The sequence below is a fragment of the Comamonas flocculans genome, assembly GCF_007954405.1.
Lineage (GTDB): Bacteria > Pseudomonadota > Gammaproteobacteria > Burkholderiales > Burkholderiaceae_C > Comamonas_C > Comamonas_C flocculans.
Map to the genome: position 1 here is coordinate 2,594,741 of NZ_CP042344.1, position 17,075 is coordinate 2,611,815.

Genomic DNA, 17,075 nt, shown 5'->3' on the forward strand with positions numbered 1-17,075 from the left:
GCGTTTCAGGAAGGTGGGCCCGATGGCGATCTATGCACTCGACGGTCTGGCGCCCCAGGTGGCGGCAACGAGCTGGGTGGCCGACAGCGCCCAGGTCATGGGCGCGGTGACGCTGGAAGAGGGCAGCAGCATCTGGTTCGGCGCGGTGGTGCGCGGCGATACCGCCCACATCACCGTGGGCGCGGGCAGCAACGTGCAGGACGCGAGCGTGCTGCATGCCGACGAGGGCATGCCGCTGACCATAGGCCGCGACGTGACCATAGGCCACATGGTGATGCTGCACGGCTGCACCATAGGCGACGAGTCGCTGATCGGCATAGGCGCCGTGGTGCTCAACGGCGCCAGGATAGGCAAGAACTGCCTGGTGGGCGCAGGCGCGCTGGTGACCGAAGGCAAGGAGTTTCCCGACGGCTCGATGATCATCGGCTCGCCCGCGCGGGTGGTGCGCACGCTCAGTGTCGAGCAGATCGAGGGCCTGCGCTGGAGCGCGCGCCACTACCAGGACAATGTGCGGCGCTTTCGCGCCGGCCTCAAGCGCCTGGACTGAGCCGCGCCCGGTGTCGGAACTCCAACGCTTCCTCTTTGACGGCCTGCCGGTGCGCGGCGCCATCGTGCGCCTGGACGATGCCTGGCGCGAGCTGCTTGCGCGCCGCGCGGCCAATACCGAGACCGGCGCCTATCCTGCCGCCGTCGCGCGGCTGCTGGGCGAGATGCTGGCCGGCGCCGTGCTGATGCATGCGCACGTCAAATACGACGGCACGCTCATCCTGCAGATCGCCGGCGACGGCCCGGTACGCCTGGCGGTGGCGCAGGTGGACAGCAGCCTGCAGCTGCGCGCCACCGCATCGGTCACCGCGCCGGTGGCCGAGGATGCGCCGCTTGCCGAGCTGGTCAATGGCGGCGGCGCGGGGCGCTGCGCGATCACGCTGGACCCGCGCCAGCGCACGCCCGGGCAGCAGCCCTACCAGGGCATCGTCGCGCTGGCCGACGATGCAGGGCAGGCCTTTGCCGACCTGGGCCAGGGGCTGCAGCACTACATGCAGCGCTCCGAGCAACTGCCCACGGTGCTGGTGCTGGCCGCCAACCAGGAGGTGGCGGCAGGCCTGCTGGTGCAGCGCATGCCCTTGAGCGGCGAAGGCAACCTGGGCGAGGGCGAGCTGCCGCCCGACCTGGACTTTGAACGCATCGCGACGCTGGCGGCCAGCCTGAGTCGCGAAGAACTGCTGACGCTGGCGCCCGCCGAGGTGCTGCGCCGCCTGTTCTGGCAGGAGCGGCTGATGGGCTTTGCGCCGCTGACCGGGGCTGAGGGGCCGCGCTTTGCCTGCACCTGCTCGCGCGAACGCGTGGCCGAGATGCTGCGCGGCCTGGGCGAGGACGAGGTGAGCTCCATCGTGCAGGAACGTGGCGAGGTCGAGGTGGGCTGCGAATACTGCGGGCGTCAATACCGCTTTGACGCCATCGACGCGCAGCAGCTCTTTACCGCGGCCGGCAAGCAGCCGCCCCCGCCCTCGCGCGTGCAGTAGCCGCGGCGCGGGCGCGTCAGAACGACTCCCACTCTTCTTCGCCGCCATCGGCTGCGGCCCTTGCGGGCGCTGCAGCGTGCGCCAGGCGCGGTGCGCCGCCGGCCCTGGCAGCAGCTACCTGCTTGCGCGGGCCGGTCGGGGCCGCCGTCTGCGGTGCGTGCGCCGGCGCGGGCGCCGGGTCCCGGGTCGGTGCGGGCCGGGCCTCGGCGCCCGCGGCCAGCTTGAACACCGACACCGCCTGCACCAGCTGCTGCGCCTGGCCGCGCAGGCTGGCGGCGGCCGCGGCCATCTGCTCGACCAGTGCGGCGTTTTGCTGCGTGGCCTGGTCCATCTGCGTGACCGCTTCGCCCACCTGGGCCACGCCGCCGGCCTGCTCGGTACTGGCGGCGCTGATCTCGGCCACGATGTCGGTGACGCGCTGGATGCTTTGCACCACCTCGCTCATGGTGGCGCCGGCCTGGTCGGCCAGGCGGCTGCCCTGGTCCACGCGTTCCACGCTTTCCTGGATCAGGTGCTTGATCTCCTTGGCCGCCTCGGCCGAGCGCCCGGCCAGCGAGCGCACCTCGCCGGCCACCACGGCAAAGCCGCGGCCCTGCTCGCCGGCGCGCGCCGCTTCGACCGCGGCGTTGAGCGCGAGGATGTTGGTCTGGAAGGCAATGCCGTCGATCACGCCGATGATGTCGGCAATGCGCGTGGAGCTTTCGTGGATGCCCTTCATGGTCTGCACCATCTGGTCCACGGCGCCGCCCCCGCGCACCGCCACTTCCGAGGCATTGCGCGCCAGCTGGTTGGCCTGGCTGGCGCTGTCGGCGTTCTGGCGCACGGTGGCGCCCAGCTCTTCCATCGATGCCGCCGTCTGTTCCAGCGCGCTGGCCTGGCTTTCGGTGCGCGCCGACAGGTCCTGGTTGCCCTGGGCGATCTCGCTGGCGGCCACGGCCACACCGTCCGAGGTGCTGCGCACCTGGCCAACCACTGCCGCCAGCCTGTCCTTCATGGCTGCAAGCTGCGCGATGAGGCTGTTGCTGTCGCCCGTGCGCACCGCCATGTCGCGGGTGAAATCGCCCTGCGCCACGGCGGTGGCCAATTGCGCCGCCACGGCCGGCTCGCCACCGAGCTCGCGCAGCAGGCTGCGCATGATCAGCCAACCGAGCGTCAGGGCCACTGCCAGCGCGGCCGCGCCCAGAACCAGCAGCAGGTAGACGGCGCTGGCCGCCCCGGACCGGGCGCGCTGGCCCTGGTCGGTGGCGGCGCCGGTCTCGGCGCCGATCACCGCCTGGATGGCGCTCTTGTAGGCGGCAAGAACGGGACGCAGGTCGTCGTTGAGGTAATTGCGCGCCGCCGCCGCGGTGTCGTTGAAGACCAGGTCGCGCAGCGCCTGCTCGCCGTTGAAGTAGGCCGTGCGCTGCGCCTTGACCTGGTCCAGCAGCGCGCGCTCCTGGTCCGTGCGCATGACCTGCTCGAGCTGGCGCAACCAGGTGTCGGTGTCGCCGCGGGCCTGCCCGATCAGCTGGATCTGGGCCTCGCGGTCTTCCTTGTTGGTGCTGATCATGATGTTGCGCAGCGCGATCGCGATGGTGTTGGTTTCGGTGAGCAACTGGTTGGAGGCCGAGATCGTGGGCATGGCCTCGCCGACCACGCCGTCCAGGCTACGGGTGGTGCTGCGCAAGGCCAGCACCCCCGTGGCGATGCAGACGAGCAGCAACAGGCAGACCGCCCCGAAGCCAACGGTCAGACGCGTGCGAACTTTCCACCGAGACAGATTCATGGTCCTTGCTCCGGAAAAATGCGGCGGCACTGCCTTGTGTGCAATGCCGCCGGGGCCGTGTGTCAAATGGTGACAGATTAAACGCTTTTCAGCGCCTCTGCGTGGGTGCCATGCCATTTTGGCGCCAGGTGCCAGCCACCGGTGGAAACGGCCCCATGGCTTGCGCCGCCGCACGCAGCGCAACAGGCGCATGCGGGCGCCCTTGGGTGTCGGCGCTGCGGCCTGCCACCGGGATGCCCCCTGCCTGCGGACGCGCAGGGCAAGGCGAGGCCGACGCATGCATTACATTGTTTCCTGCGAGGAAACAATGCAGCCATGGACTCCCTGGACCTGATACAGATTTTCCGCGAGGTAGCGCGTCGGGGCAGCTTCTCGGCCACGGCGGCCGCGCAAGGGGTCTCGCCCGCCAGCGTGAGCAAGGCGGTGGCGCGGCTGGAAGAGCGTTTTGGCTTGCGGCTGTTCAACCGCACCACGCGCAAGGTGTCGCTCACCGACGCGGGCCAGCTGCTGTTCGAGCGTAGCAGCGCGCTGCTGGAGCTGATCGATCTGACCACCGGCGAGCTGCACGAGCGCGCCACCCGCCCCAGCGGCCGGTTGGCGCTCGCGCTGCCCTATGGCCTGGTGGACTCCGACCTGCCGGCGATGCTGGGGGACTTTCTGCAGCGCCACCCCGACGTCGAGCTGGACATGCATGTGACCGACCGCGTCATCGACCTGGCCGACGAAGGTGTGGACCTGGCCTTTCGCGTTGGCCCCATCCGGGACGCGGCGCTGATCGTGCGCCGTCTCTTGCCGCTGGATTACGTCGCGGCTGCCACCCCTGCGTACTGGAGCCGGCACGGCCGCCCCAGGGAGCCGCGCGACCTGCTCACGCATGCCCAGCTGGGCCATGGCCCGAACGGGCGCGTGGTGCACTGGATGTTCGAGGTCAACGGCGCGCCGCTGGAGCTGAACCTGCAGCCGCGCGTGCATGCCAGCCTGCAGTCGGCGCTGATCCCGCTGGCGCTGCAGGGCCTGGGCGTGATGTGGGCGCCGCGCCGGTCGCTCGCGCGCTGGCTCGACAGCGGCGAGCTCGAAGGGCTGCTCGCGGACTTTTCACCGTCCAATGTCTGGCTGCACGCCGCCTACATGCAGCGGCGCCACAACAGCGCGGCGCTGCGCGCCTTGCTCGCGCACCTGGATGCATTTGTCCGCGCGTTTCAGCAAGGGGAGGGCATGGCGCCTGCGCCCCAAGCCGCCGCTGCTGGCGCGCCGGCTCCCGACGCCGCCGGCCCTCAGCGACGCGGGCGGCGCTCGGGCACGACCTCGACGTAGACCTCGCCGGGCTTGACCATGCCCAGCTCGCTGCGTGCCTTTTCCTCGACGATCTCCAGCCCTTGGCGCAGGTCTTGCACCTCGGCTTGCAGCAGTTCATTGGCCGCGCGCGCGTGCGCGTTGGCCTGCTGCTGCTGACGCAGCTCGGCGCGCATGCTCGCCACTTCGCCGAGGTTGCCGCGCCCGCTCCACAGCTGCACGTGGATGAGCAGCAGCACAAGCAGCAGCAGCAGGGCGACGGTGCGCGAGCCCAAGATTCAACCCATGGCAGCGGCGTGGCGGCTGGGCCTCAGCGCAGGTTGTAGAAGGCGGCGCGCCCGGGGTATTCGGCCACGTCGCCCAGGTCTTCCTCGATGCGCAGGAGCTGGTTGTACTTGGCGATGCGGTCGCTGCGGCTCAGGCTGCCGGTCTTGATCTGCCCGGCGTTCAGGCCGACGGCGATGTCGGCGATGGTGGAGTCTTCCGTCTCGCCCGAACGGTGGCTGATCACGGCGGTGTAGCCCGCGCGCTTGGCCATCTCGATGGCGGCGAAGGTTTCCGTTAGGGTGCCGATCTGGTTGATCTTGATCAGGATGGAGTTGGCGACGCGCTTGTCTATGCCTTCCTTGAGGATTTTGGTGTTGGTGACGAACAGGTCGTCACCCACCAGTTGCAGGTTCTGGCCCAGGCGCTCGGTCAGCAGCTTCCAGCCGTCCCAGTCGCCTTCGGCCATGCCGTCCTCGATGCTGATGATGGGGTACTTGTCGGCCCAGCTGCGCAGCATGTCGCACCATTGCTCGGCGCTCAGCTTCAGGCCGCCTTCGCCCTCCAGCACGTATTGCCCGTCCTTGTAGAACTCGCTGGAGGCGCAGTCCAGGCCCAGTGCGATCTGCTCGCCCGCGGTATAGCCAGCAGCCTCGATGGCCTGCAGGATGAGAGCGATGGCCGCTTCGTGGTTTTCCACGCGCGGGGCAAAGCCGCCTTCGTCGCCCACGGCCGTGCTCAGGCCCTTGTCCGCGATGATCTTCTTGAGCGCGTGAAACACCTCGGCGCCCCAGCGCAAGGCTTCGCGAAAAGATTCAGCGCCAACGGGGATGATCATGAACTCCTGCACATCCAGGCCGTTGTTGGCATGCGCGCCGCCGTTGATCACGTTCATCATCGGCACCGGCAGCTGGCAGCCGCCCATGCCGCCGAAGTAGCGGTACAGCGGCAGACCGGCTTCCTCGGCCGCGGCGCGCGCCACCGCCATGGAGACGGCCAGCAGGGCGTTGGCACCCAGGCGGTTCTTGTTCTCGGTGCCGTCCAGGTCGATCAGGGTCTTGTCCAGGAAGGCCTGCTCGGAGGCGTCCAGCCCCAGCACCGCTTCGGAGATTTCGGTGTTGATATGGTGCACCGCCTTGAGCACGCCCTTGCCGCCGTAGCGGCTCTTGTCGCCGTCTCGCAGCTCGATGGCTTCGCGCGAGCCGGTGGAGGCGCCGCTCGGGACGGCCGCGCGTCCCATCACGCCCGATTCGAGCAGCACGTCGCATTCGACGGTGGGGTTGCCGCGGCTGTCCAGCACTTCGCGGCCTACGATGTCAACGATGGCACTCATGGCTTCTTCCTTTGATGGGTGTCAGAGCAGAGCAAGTATTGTCTGCACGAAAAGTGGCTCAAACGCTTGACTGGCAAGCGATAGCAGCTATCAAAATGAATCAAGCGCCTTCCACGACGACCATGCGCATGGTGCAGGCGCCTTCGCGGGCCGCACGCGCGGCGCGGTATTCGGGCGAATCCCAGTAGGTCTTGGCCGCCTCGACGCTCGGAAACTTCAGGACCACCGTGCGCCCCGGGTCCCAGTCGCCTTCCAGCGTCTGCACCGCGCCGCCGCGCACCAGCACCTCGGCGCCGTGCACGCGGATGGCCTCGGTGCTGAGCTTCTTGTAGACGTCGTAGGCCTCGGGGTTGGTGATGTCCACCGACGCGATGATGTAGCCACAGGGCATGGTTCAGACTCCAAAGTCGTTTTCAAGGAAGGGGCGGCGCTTGGTGGCCGCGTCGAGTTCGGTGAGCGATTCGAGCAGCGCGCGCATGTGCTTGAGCGGCACGGCGTTGGGGCCGTCGGAGAGCGCATGCGCCGGGTCGGGGTGGGTTTCCATGAACAGCCCCGCCACCCCCACGGCCACGGCCGCGCGCGCCAGCACCGGCACCATTTCGCGCTGGCCGCCGCTGCTCGTGCCCATGCCGCCGGGCAACTGCACGCTGTGCGTGGCGTCGAAGACGACGGGCGCTTCGGTCTCGCGCAGGATGGCAAGACTCCTCATGTCGCTCACCAGGTTGTTGTAGCCGAAGCTCGCACCGCGTTCGCAGGCCATGAAGCTGTCTTCGTCCAGCCCCTTTTCGCGCGCGGCGGCGCGGGCCTTGGCGATGACGTTCTTCATGTCGTGCGGTGCGAGGAACTGGCCCTTCTTGATGTTCACCGGCTTGCCCGATTGCGCCACGGCGCGGATGAAGTCGGTCTGGCGGCACAGGAAGGCGGGCGTCTGCAGCACGTCCACCACGGCGGCCACGGGCGCGACCTCGGCCTCGGTGTGCACGTCGGTGAGCACCGGCACGCCGATCTGCTTCTTCACCTTGGCCAGGATCTCCAGGCCTTTTTCCATGCCCGGCCCGCGAAAGCTGTCGCCCGAGGAGCGATTGGCCTTGTCGAAGCTGCTCTTGAAGATGAAGGGCACGTTCAGGCCGTGGCAGATCTCCCTGAGCTGCCCGGCCACGTCTAGCTGCAGCTGCTCGCTCTCGACCACGCAGGGGCCGGCGATCAGGAAGAAGGGGCGTTCGAGCCCGACGTCAAAGCCGCACAGCCTCATTTCGGGTCACCTTCGTGGTGCTGGAGTGCCGCGGCAATGAAGGCGTTGAACAGCGGATGGCCGCTCCAGGGGGCGGACTTGAATTCCGGGTGGAATTGCACGCCGATGAAAAAGGGATGCGTCTCCTGCGACAACTCGACGATTTCGGTCAGGTGCTCGCGCTGGGTCAGCGCGGAGATCACCAGGCCCGCCGCGCGCAGCCGGTCCAGATACTGCACATTCGCCTCGTAGCGGTGGCGGTGGCGCTCGGTCACCACGTCGCCGTAGATGCGGTGCGCGAGCGTGCCCGGCTGCACGTCCGAAGACTGCGCGCCCAGGCGCATGGTGCCGCCAAGGTCGGAGTGCTCGTTGCGCTGCTTGACGCTGCCGTCCTGGTCCTGCCACTCGGTAATCAGGGCGATGACCGGGTGGGGCGTTGCGGGGTCGAACTCGGTCGAGTTGGCATTGGCAAGGCCCGCCACGTGGCGGGCGTACTCGATGGTCGCGACCTGCATGCCCAGGCAGATGCCCAGGTAGGGCAGGCGGTGCTCGCGGGCATAGCGTGCGGTGGAGATCTTGCCCTCGATGCCGCGCGAGCCGAAGCCCCCGGGCACCAGAATGGCGTCGAACCGCCCCAGCCTAGCCTGGGCGTTGGCGTCGCTGATGGTTTCCGAATCCAGATGGGTGATGTGCACGCGCACGTGGTTGTGCATGCCGGCGTGCTTGAGCGCCTCGTTCACCGACTTGTAGGCGTCGGTCAGCTCCACGTACTTGCCCACCATGGCCACGTTCACTTCGCCCTGCGGGTTTTCGCACTCATGCACCAGGTCGTCCCAGCGCTGCAGGCTGGCCGGGCGGGTGTTCAGGCGCAGCTTGTCGCAGATCAGGCCGTCCAGGCCCTGCTCGTGCAGCATGCGCGGCACCTTGTAGATGGTGTCCACGTCCCACATGCTGATCACGCCCCATTCGGGCACGTTGGTGAAGAGCGAAATCTTCTCGCGCTCCTCGGTCGGCACCGCGTGCTGCGCGCGGCACAGGAGCGCGTCGGGCTGGATGCCGATCTCGCGCAGCTTCTGCACCGTGTGCTGGGTGGGCTTGGTCTTCAATTCGCCCGCCGTCGCGATCCAGGGCAGGTAGGTCAGGTGCACGAAGGCGGTGTTGTTCGGCCCGAGCTTGAGCGCGAACTGGCGCGCGGCTTCGAGGAAGGGCAGCGACTCGATGTCGCCCACGGTGCCGCCGATCTCGCAGATTGCCACGTCGACCGCGTCGCTCGTGTCCAGGCCCGCGCCGCGCTTGATGAATTCCTGGATTTCATTGGTGATGTGCGGAATCACCTGCACCGTCTTGCCCAGGTAGTCGCCGCGGCGCTCCTTTTCGAGCACGCTCTGGTAGATGCGGCCGGTGGTGAAGTTGTTCGCCTGGCGCATGCGCGTTTCGATGAAACGCTCGTAGTGGCCCAGGTCCAGGTCGGTTTCGGCGCCGTCGTCGGTGACGAAGACCTCGCCGTGCTGAAACGGGCTCATCGTGCCCGGATCGACGTTGATGTAGGGGTCGAGCTTGACGAGGGTGACCTTCAGGCCTCGCGACTCCAGGATCGCGGCGAGGGAGGCAGAGGCGATTCCCTTGCCCAGGGAAGACACCACACCGCCGGTGACAAAGACGAATTTGGTCATGTCCTGCTTGGGGTGGGAAATGCTGATTATAGGAAGCGCCTCTTGCCTTCCCGCCATCGCGCCCGACCGGCGCCAAGGCTTGCGCCGGCCTGCCATCTGCGTGACAAAACGCCGGCGGAACCTCCGTTACCATCCTTGTTTCAATTTGTGCCTGCGCCGCTGCGCGGCGCCTTCCCTTTCTGTCTCTTGTAACTGACCGCCATGTGGAACCAACTGCGCATCACCCAACGGTTTCTTCTGGTCCTGTGCGGCTGCTGGCTCTCGGGCGCGGCCATCATTGCCGTGAGCTACTGGGGGCTGGCGTCGGCGCGCGACAGCCTCAAGGCGGTGCATGAACATGCGATGGCCCTGGCGCTGGAAGCCGCCGATGCAGCGGACCTGACCGTGCAAAACCGCCTGCAGGTGGTGCTGGCCTTCCAGCATGCGGGCGACAGCCCGCTCGCCTCGCTGCACGACCATCCGCTGATCCAGCATCTGGAGGCGGTCAAGAGCAACCGCGCCGCGGTGGCCCGCAAGGTGCAGCTCCTGGCCGACGTCGCCACCACCGCGCGCGAGAAAGCACTGGCGCAGAAGCTGCTGGCCGCCCGTCTCGCCTGGGTTGCGCAGCTGGACAAGGCCACCGGGGCGCTGGCACAGGAGGACTTTTCCCCCGCGGTGATGCAAGCCTTTCTTGCCGCCGGCCGCGGCGAAGGCGAGGCCCTGATGGCGGCGGCGCAAGAATTCCGCGCCGAGCAGATCGCTCAGGCCGACGCGGCCTACCAGGGCGCCGAGAGCCGCTATCGCAGCGGGCTGCTGGTGTTTGCGCTGGCGGCGCTGCTGCTTGGCCTGCCGGCCTCGCTGCTGGGCCTGTTGCTGCTGTCGCGCCTGCTCAGCGGCTTTCGCACGGCCAACGCCGCAGCGGCGGCGATCGCGGCAAACGATCTGACCCAACCGATCACCGCGCAGGGACGCGACGAGATTGCGGCCATGCTTGGCCAGATGGAGGCCATGCGCAGCAAACTCAACCGCATGATCGGCCAGGTGCGCGACGGCGCCCAGGCGATTGCCGGTGCCTCCGTACAAGTGGCCGCTGGCACCACCGACCTGTCGGCGCGCACCGAACAGCAGGCCAGCGCCCTGGAGCAGACCGCCTCCTCCACCGAGGAGCTCTCCGGCACCGTGCAGCACAACGCCGACAGCGCCGCCCAGGCCAACCAGCTCGCCGCCCACGCCACCAGCGTCGCCCAGCGCGGGGGGCGGGTGGTCGGGCAGGTGGTTCAGACCATGGAGGAGATCAACACCTCCTCGCGCAAGATCGTGGACATCATCGGCGTGATCGACTCCATCGCCTTCCAGACCAACATCCTCGCGCTCAACGCCGCCGTCGAGGCGGCGCGCGCGGGCGAGCAGGGCCGCGGTTTCGCCGTCGTGGCCAGCGAAGTGCGCTCGCTCGCGCAGCGCAGCGCCGAAGCCGCGCGCGAGATCAAGGACCTGATCACCGCCTCGGTTGCCAAGGTGGACATGGGCAGCGAGCAGGTGGCGCAGGCCGGCGCCACCATGCAGGAAATCGTGGAAGGCATCCAGCGCGTGGCCGACATCGTCGACGAGATCGCCGTGGCCAGCCGTGAGCAATCGCAAGGCCTGGCGCAGATCAACCAGGCGGTTGCCCATCTGGACGGCGTGACGCAGCAGAACGCCGCGCTGGTGGAGGAGACCTCCGCGGCTTCGGGTGCGCTGCAGGACCAGGCGCGCCAGCTGGCCAGCATGGCAGCGCAGTTTCAGCTGCAGCCGCAGGGCCCGGCCCCTGCCGAGGGCGTGCCGCGCCTCACCCAGGGCTGATTCCCATCGTGCCGCGCGGCCTGCGCGCGGCGCCTGTCGGAAAACAAAAAAGCACCTGCGTTTTCACACAAGTGCCTGATTGCATTGGTAGGCGCGATTGGAGCCAAAGAATACTCGGAAAACCGCTTGTTTGCTTGGTGCTGGCTTCTAATTTTGAAAATTGTTCCCCCGTTTGTTCCCCCGTTTTGCGTTGGATACCCCCCATTTTTGCCTGCAACCCCGCAACGGACGCGGCGCCTTGCGTTGGTGTGTCAGGCCATCGTCAACCAGTTCCGCCGGGTGACCACTAGCGCGCGATCGGGGCCGCGATTACCCGCAGGGGAAGGGGCCAGGAAGTACCTTTGAACTGTCGGCAAGGCAGCAGCAGGGCGTCAGCAAAAGGCGGGGAATTTTGCGTTTTTGCGTGCCCGTGCCTTCGGCTATCGTTCATTTTTAGCGGGGACAGCGGGGACAAATCCGAAAATCCCGACCAAACCATTGTCAACATTGAAGAAATCTGTCCCCGGTACAGGCGGGGACAAACCTTTTTTTGCCGGGGACAGCGGGGACAAATTGGCCTGAAATGTCACTACGGATGGAAAAGGGCGACATTTCATCGATTTGTAGCCGTCAGAGCGGCCTCCGCGTCCGCGTCGCAGTCGCCATCGCCCGCCAGTGTTTCAAGGGCGCCGCCGTCCGGGTCGCACGCGATTCTGTACAACTCGCCGGGCGTCGCCAGGTGCGCGCCAGGCACGGAAAACAATGCCGCTTCATCAAGCGACAGCGGGGCCGTGCTGGCAGCCAGATCGTGCAGTGGCGCGGTGGCAAGCAAGAAATGCCCGCACAAGTGCCACCACAGGGCGGCGGGGAAGGTCAGGGGCATCGCACTGGCCAGCGGCAAGCGCGCCAGCAGCTCGCGCAGCGGCCGCAGTTCATGCTGGCGCTGCATGGGATCGGCGCTCAGGTGGCCCGCCATGAAGCGCCCGGCAAGTTCCAGGGCGGCGCGCAATGCGGCGGGATCGATGCCCGCCCCCGGGGCGTCCTTTCGGGTGGCGATCGGCCTGGGGGCGCCTTGGGCGGGCGCTGCCTTCTGATCAGGGCGATTGCCTTTCACGCGCGATGGTTCAAGGTGGCGATTGCGCCAGCGCGTGGCCCGCTCGATCGTGTCCGTGGGCATGCCCCGCTTGGCAAGGCGGGAAACCATCGATGCCGAAATGCCCAGCAGCTCGGCAAGCTCCTTTTTCTGCATGTTTTTCCTCTGGTGAACCATCGAACGAAACGGAACCAATCGGGGGCGTTTGCGCCCTTTTCTGAACCCTGCCCTGCATGGACTGACTACCCCCGGTGCGGGGTGCGAATTACCCTCAAGGGCAAAGGCCAGGAAGAACCTAAAAACTCGCCCCGCCTTGGAAAATCTGGCGCGGTTCGATTTCTCGCCCCGCCCCCTTCGGGCGGCCCGGCGCGCTACACGTCAAGGGCGAAGATGGCGGGCGGAATGTGGTAGCAGCGGCTCGGCCCAAGGCCGGGCAGGCGGGCCTTGACGGTGAACCGCCCGGCCTCGGTCTTCAGGCATTCGTGGGCCACCAGCACGCGGCAAACGGCCTCGGGGTCAAAGCCTTGGCACACTTCTGCGCGGAACACTTCGGGCAAGATGAAATATTCCACGCTCACGGCCTCGCCTTGGGCTGGCGCCATGTGGTCGCCAAACTCGCCAAGGTGTTGCGCGTTGGTCTTGATCGGCTCGCCATCCTCGTTCAGCATGCGCCTGAACCCGGCGCGTTGCAGCGTCTTGGCGTTGTGGTCATCGGCGGCGCGGTGCCACCAGGTAAAGCGCCCTTCGCCGCTCACTTCCATGAAGCGGCGCACCTGCCGCAGCATCGCCCGCACCTCGCCGTTGCCAGCGCCACCACGCGCATGCAGCCAGGCATCAAAGCATTGCCCGGCCGCCCATGTGGCATCCATGTAGTCCCAGCCAGTCAGCCCGGCCTCGGTGGCCAGCTCGCCCGCCATGGCCACCAGTGCAAAGCGGCTGGCCACCCGTTGCACTTGACCGGATGCGCCCTCGGGCATCCATTGCGCCGCGATGGCTTGCACGCCCTCACGCAGGCGCCGGGGCAGTTCTGCCCAATGGGCGGCGGCCCATTCGATGAAGGCCACGCCGGGCGCGCCATGGCATGCGGCGGCCTCACGGGTCAGGTGCGTGGCGAATGCGGCAGCGCTGGCTTGCTGGTGTATGTCCTCGAAAGCGCCCATGCCTGCCCCTGCATCGGCGGGCACGTCAACCATGCGGATTTCCTGCCCGGTGCGGGCGCGGCGCTGGCCTTCAGCCATGTGGTCGGCAAGGCCCAATTCCCCGGCGCTCAGGAACAGCAAGCGCCAGCTCAGGCGGGCACGCGGCGCACCGCCCCGGGTAGCGCGGGCCTTGCTTTGTTCATTGGCCAGCATGTAAGCGCATTCGCCCGCTACCTTGCCATCAACCTGTGCCAATTCATCCAAGATCAGCAGCGCGTCGCAGTGCTGCGCCGCAATCGCTTCCAGGGCGTTATCTGTGGCGCGCCAGCGCTGCATGTAGCTGGGGCCGCCGTTTACGCTCGCAGCCACGCGCAAGGCCGTGGTCTTGCCCGATGAAGAATCGCCCCGCAGGTGAAAGCCCCCGCTTTCCATGCCCGCAGGGCGCAGCAGCGGCCCGGCAAAGGCGCAAGACGCGGCAAACATCAAGCGGCTATTGCCACGGCACAGAACGCCGATGCGATCGCGCCAGGCGGCTGCATCCTTGCGCGTGCGCCAGGTGTTTTCCATGGCGCTGTCAGACTGAAAAACAATGCGCCCGCCGTGCGCGCCGATGGTCAGGTGCGGCAACACGAAGGCGGCGCCCCCGGCCTCGGTCGGGTGCCAGCCGATGCGGTCGGTACAGGTGGCAAATTCGCTCGGACGGCGGGTTTGCAGGTACTCGGTCAGCTTGTTGCGCGCGCTCGGGCCGGTGGCGATGCGCAGGCCCATGCCCAACAGCATCGCCCGGTATTCGGCGCCGTCGCCCGACAACATGCGGGCGGGCATGGCCCATTGCTTGGGGCGCTGCAACGGGTCGGCAAATTCCAGTAGATAGCCCCAGCCTTGCCCATCCTGATCGCGCGTCAACGCCACCACGTCCAAGCGGCTGCACAGCCACAGCGGGCGCAGGGGTTCGCCCTCTTTGCCACGCCCGTGAAAGTACACCCCGCCATCATCAACGGTAAAGGGGTCGTACACCTCGGGCGCATCGTCGCCAGCGCCAGCAGGTACGGGGCTGCGGGGCGCTGCGCCCGCTTGCCCATTGGCAGCGATGGCGGCTGCGATCGTGGCGCGCACAGCCGCAAGCCCTTGCGTGCGGTGTTGATCGTTGAAGTCCCAATTGATCGGCGCGCCATCATCGGGCGCGCCCTCGGGCAGCGCCACCACGCCATGCACGGCATGCGCGGCGGTTTCGGCTTTTGTGCGGCCGGGGTTGCTGCCGGTGCGCGCTTCGGTGGCCCGATCATCATCGGCAGCCAGCACCAACAGCGCGGCCGGATGCAGGCGCCGCAGGGCTTTGGCAACATGGATCAAATTGCCAGCATCGAAGGCGCAAGCGGTCGGAAAGCCGGTGGCCTCGTACACAGTGGCAGCGCTGGCGTAGCCCTCAGCAATGGCGATCACGCCAGCCACTGCGGAAGCATCGCCCAGCAGGTGCCACAGCCCCGACTTGCGCCCGCCCCGGAAAAAGGTTTTCTCGGGGCCGCGCTCGGGCTTGGTTGCCGCGATACGTTGCACATTCCACAGCACGCCAGCGGCATCGCGCAGGGGCACGCACAACACGCCGGGCGGCGCATGGCGCACGCCATGGGCGCCGATGCCCTTACGCACCAGATAGCGCGCCTGTGCGGGGTCGGTCACGTCTTGGCAATTGCCCTCCCAAAACGCTAGCGCCTCGGCGGCGGCGGCGGCCTGTTCCGCTTGGGTGCGTTCGCGCTCGGCCCGGGCAGCGGCCTTGCGCTCGGCATCGCGGCGCGCCAGCTCGGCAGCGCTGGGGGGCTTGGCGGCGCGGCCTGCCTTGGGCAACTCAAAACCGTTTTCTTTGGCCATGTGCAGCAGGGTGGCGATGGTCACGCCCCCGCCCGGCCGCACGCTGCGCCAGGTGCTGGCGCAATCGCTGGCGTTGTAGGTGGCTGCTGTGCGGCTCCAATCTTCGAACAGCGCCCGGCCGGTTTCGTCGGGATATTCGCTCTTGATCGCCATCGCCACGCGCGCCCATTCGTCGCGTGGCAGCGCTGCCGGTATGTGCGCCAAGGCGGCGCGGATCAACTCGGGGGTGATTGCATTCATCGGCTGTCGATCATCGATGCGGCCGGGCGCTGTTCAAGGGCGCGGGCGATGCGTTCCAGGGCGGCAGCCACGGATTCGAGGCCATCGCGCAGCCAGACGGCCGATGCGCTGGCTTGGGTTTGGACTTGGGCCACGGCATGCGCACCGCTGGCGATGTTTTCGCCATGCAGATTGATGGCACGGATCAACACGGCGAACTGTTCCGGGGCCATCGCCAGCGCGGTTTCGGGTGAAGTGGTCTTGATCATTGCTGCGCCTCCGCGATGCGGGCTTGAACCCAGCGAAGAACGGCCACTTCCGACCAGACGGCAAGGCGCGCATGGATGCGGAAATTTTTGGGGAAGCGCCCGGCGGCCATCATTTGGTAAATGGTGGATTTCCGGCAACCGGTCAGTTTTTCAACTTGCGGCAAACGAATCAACCGATCGCGGGGCGGCATTTCGGCGCTGGGGTGGCTTGCATGCGTTGCGGGCGCCGGGTCGTGGTCGATTTGTGGTGTGCTGGGGTGGATCATCGTTCGTCCTTAGTGGTCGGTACGGACGAATGATTCGCGGAGCGCGCCGGTTAAAACAGGTCGATAAATGCAGGCGAATTACTGGCCTTGACAAGCGCGCAGGCTTGCGATAGCGGCGGGGGATGCTTGCTCTATGGCGAACTCGTACCGAATGCACCCAAATTCAGCGCGGGCGCGGTCTGAACGCCACAGCCAACCATCGCCGTTTATCAGCACATGAACGGCGTTGTCTATGACCTGAAAAGTGGTCGCATCCTTGGTGACGGCAATCATGGTTGAAGCGTCAACCGGGTCTTCTGATTCGAAGCGCTGCAACGACATTCCTGCCACTGCCTTTCTGCCGGCTCGTATGCGCTTGTTCAAGGCTGATTCATCGGAAGCCCCGGGCCAGCCCCTCGCGTGCCACCAATCCAAGGTCTCGCGGCGGGCCGCCGGCCTGTCTCGGGGTTCGTCGCCTTTGCGCTGGTGCCATCGATGGCATAGCGCCAAAGCCACGTCCAAATGAGCTGCTTCGCCTGCTGGCCTGCCCCTTTTGGGGGGCAAGAACTCAACGTTGATCAGCTCCCCGTGGAAATAATGCCCGCCCCCGGCATCGTCTGACAAAACACCCTCTATGCGGTGGTGGTCGCCTCCAAAATCAAGGGTATAGAGGGTTCCCCGGTACAACCGCCCGCCGAGTCGCAAAGTGGTATCTATGGCCCGCTGTATGGGTGTTTTGCGCAGTGTCATAGTTGCATTGCGAAGGTTCTGGCGCGAATGGCCAGCGGCATTAAATCAGCCCCCGTTCCGCCATGCTCAGCGCCCGATCGCCGCCCACGATCACATGATCCAGCACGCGAACATTGATCCATGCCAGGGCGTGTTTGAGGGTTTGCGTCAGGGTTTCATCGGCTCGGCTGGGCTCCGTGTTGCCGCTGGGGTGGTTGTGCGCCAGCACTACGGAAGCGGCCCGGTGGCGCATCGCAGCCTCTGCGATTTCACGGGGATGCACGACGCTTTGTGTCAGGGTGCCGATGGCATGGCATTCGAAGGCAATGCCCCGGTGCTGGCTATTCAGGTACAGCACCGCGAAGCGCTCGATGGGCTCGCCCGCCAGTTGCAAGCGCAGATACTCACGCACCGCCTGGGGGTTGTCCAACACGGCGCCGGGGCTGCCAAGGTAGCTGCCGAGAATGGACAGGGCGCGCTCGATCACCGCTCGATCACGGGCGCGCATGCGGGGGCGCAGTGCGGCGGAATCGCTGGGCAGGCCATACACGGGCAGACACTCCCCGGCCTTGTGGGCGCGCAGTTCGGCAGGGCGCTTTTTTGGTGGCGTTGCAATGTAGGTGCTGACCATGC

The 17,075-nt window shown here is 67.1% G+C and carries 16 protein-coding genes; 4 read left to right on the plus strand and 12 right to left on the minus strand.

Going from position 1 to position 17,075, the window contains the following annotated elements:
- The first annotated feature begins 22 nt into the window (after positions 1–22).
- Both FOZ74_RS12395 and hslO read left to right on the plus strand, forming a co-directional pair.
- Positions 23–547: a gamma carbonic anhydrase family protein gene (locus tag FOZ74_RS12395; protein WP_146913357.1), complete on the plus strand. Its 525-nt coding sequence runs from the start codon at positions 23–25 to the stop codon at positions 545–547.
- A 10-nt stretch (positions 548–557) separates the two neighbouring features.
- Entirely contained in the window at positions 558–1,523 is a 966-nt protein-coding gene (hslO, locus tag FOZ74_RS12400) for an Hsp33 family molecular chaperone HslO (protein WP_146913358.1), read from the plus strand.
- Between the two features lie 16 nt (positions 1,524–1,539).
- Here the strand turns inward: hslO and FOZ74_RS16480 are convergent, their stop codons facing one another.
- On the minus strand, positions 1,540–3,288 hold the full coding sequence (locus tag FOZ74_RS16480) for a methyl-accepting chemotaxis protein (RefSeq protein WP_146913359.1): 1,749 nt from the start codon (positions 3,286–3,288) through the stop codon (positions 1,540–1,542).
- 315 nt (positions 3,289–3,603) lie between these two features.
- On the opposite strand from FOZ74_RS16480, the gene FOZ74_RS12410 reads away from it, so the two are divergent.
- Entirely contained in the window at positions 3,604–4,602 is a 999-nt protein-coding gene (locus FOZ74_RS12410) for a LysR family transcriptional regulator (RefSeq protein WP_146913360.1), read from the plus strand.
- Here the strand turns inward: FOZ74_RS12410 and ftsB are convergent.
- The 5 genes from ftsB to pyrG form a co-directional block, all read right to left on the minus strand.
- The gene (gene ftsB, locus FOZ74_RS12415) at positions 4,563–4,856 is read right to left on the minus strand and encodes a cell division protein FtsB (RefSeq protein WP_146913361.1); all 294 of its coding nucleotides are present in this window, start codon (positions 4,854–4,856) and stop codon (positions 4,563–4,565) included. The genes FOZ74_RS12410 and ftsB overlap by 40 nt on opposite strands.
- Before the next feature lie 35 nt (positions 4,857–4,891).
- Positions 4,892–6,178, minus strand: coding sequence for a phosphopyruvate hydratase (gene eno, locus FOZ74_RS12420; protein ID WP_146913362.1), 1,287 nt, complete (start codon positions 6,176–6,178; stop codon positions 4,892–4,894).
- Positions 6,179–6,278: 100 nt separating this feature from the next.
- Entirely contained in the window at positions 6,279–6,569 is a 291-nt protein-coding gene (locus FOZ74_RS12425) for a DUF1330 domain-containing protein (RefSeq protein WP_146913363.1), read from the minus strand.
- A gap of 3 nt (positions 6,570–6,572) precedes the next feature.
- Entirely contained in the window at positions 6,573–7,430 is an 858-nt protein-coding gene (gene kdsA / locus FOZ74_RS12430) for a 3-deoxy-8-phosphooctulonate synthase (protein WP_146913364.1), read from the minus strand.
- On the minus strand, positions 7,427–9,082 hold the full coding sequence (gene pyrG, locus FOZ74_RS12435) for a CTP synthase (RefSeq protein WP_146913365.1): 1,656 nt from the start codon (positions 9,080–9,082) through the stop codon (positions 7,427–7,429). Before pyrG ends, kdsA begins: the two co-directional genes overlap by 4 nt.
- Before the next feature lie 201 nt (positions 9,083–9,283).
- On the opposite strand from pyrG, the gene FOZ74_RS16485 reads away from it, so the two are divergent.
- Positions 9,284–10,900 carry a methyl-accepting chemotaxis protein gene (locus FOZ74_RS16485; RefSeq protein ID WP_146913366.1) on the plus strand — a complete coding sequence of 539 codons (1,617 nt, stop codon included), beginning with the start codon at positions 9,284–9,286 and terminating at the stop codon, positions 10,898–10,900.
- Between the two features lie 592 nt (positions 10,901–11,492).
- On the opposite strand, the gene FOZ74_RS12445 is transcribed toward FOZ74_RS16485, so the two are convergent.
- The 6 genes from FOZ74_RS12445 to FOZ74_RS12470 form a co-directional block, all read right to left on the minus strand.
- Positions 11,493–12,128 (minus strand): helix-turn-helix domain-containing protein, encoded by a 636-nt coding sequence (locus FOZ74_RS12445; RefSeq protein ID WP_146913367.1) that lies wholly within the window; start codon positions 12,126–12,128, stop codon positions 11,493–11,495.
- Positions 12,129–12,343: 215 nt separating this feature from the next.
- Positions 12,344–15,220, minus strand: a complete 2,877-nt coding sequence (locus FOZ74_RS12450; protein WP_146913368.1) for a DUF927 domain-containing protein — start codon at positions 15,218–15,220, stop codon at positions 12,344–12,346.
- Positions 15,217–15,468, minus strand: a complete 252-nt coding sequence (locus FOZ74_RS12455) for a hypothetical protein (protein WP_146913370.1) — start codon at positions 15,466–15,468, stop codon at positions 15,217–15,219. The genes FOZ74_RS12450 and FOZ74_RS12455 overlap by 4 nt, the downstream gene beginning before the upstream one ends.
- Positions 15,465–15,734 carry a helix-turn-helix transcriptional regulator gene (locus FOZ74_RS12460; RefSeq protein WP_222434169.1) on the minus strand — a complete coding sequence of 90 codons (270 nt, stop codon included), beginning with the start codon at positions 15,732–15,734 and terminating at the stop codon, positions 15,465–15,467. Before FOZ74_RS12460 ends, FOZ74_RS12455 begins: the two co-directional genes overlap by 4 nt.
- Before the next feature lie 78 nt (positions 15,735–15,812).
- Positions 15,813–16,097 (minus strand): hypothetical protein, encoded by a 285-nt coding sequence (locus tag FOZ74_RS12465; protein ID WP_146913371.1) that lies wholly within the window; start codon positions 16,095–16,097, stop codon positions 15,813–15,815.
- A 406-nt stretch (positions 16,098–16,503) separates the two neighbouring features.
- Entirely contained in the window at positions 16,504–17,073 is a 570-nt protein-coding gene (locus tag FOZ74_RS12470) for a JAB domain-containing protein (RefSeq protein ID WP_146913373.1), read from the minus strand.
- Positions 17,074–17,075: the final 2 nt, after the last annotated feature.